At 40.8% G+C, this 294-nt stretch carries 1 pseudogene; it reads right to left on the bottom strand.

The window, feature by feature from the left end:
• Window positions 1-294 (bottom strand): annotated as a pseudogene (locus tag LZD48_RS19350) (IS5/IS1182 family transposase); the annotation flags it as partial.

The raw sequence follows: 294 nt of genomic DNA, 5'->3' as shown, positions 1-294 counted from the left end.
TGTCTTCTGATTTGTGACCTGTTCGGGCATCGGGATCGTTGGAAATTTCCGTTCCTTCTTTACAATCTTCTACAATCTCTTTCAAGTAGTTCATTTTTTCTTTGACCGCCGGAACTTCACGGATTCCTTCCTCGTTCTCGACCACTTCAATCAATTTTTCGCAATAGGCTACAGACTCTTTCACATCATGCTCGGCTGGCTTTTTTGGGTATTTTTCTTTGATGGTTTCATCAAATTCATAGGTTGCTTTCCGAACAGCTTTTGCTTGTTCATTTAAATATTGAGCCGCAGATC

It is taken from the genome of Oceanobacillus alkalisoli, from assembly GCF_021556485.1.
GTDB lineage: Bacteria > Bacillota > Bacilli > Bacillales > Amphibacillaceae > Oceanobacillus > Oceanobacillus alkalisoli.
Note: the sequence above shows the minus strand (reverse complement) of the source record. Positions and strands in the feature narration are given on the sequence as shown.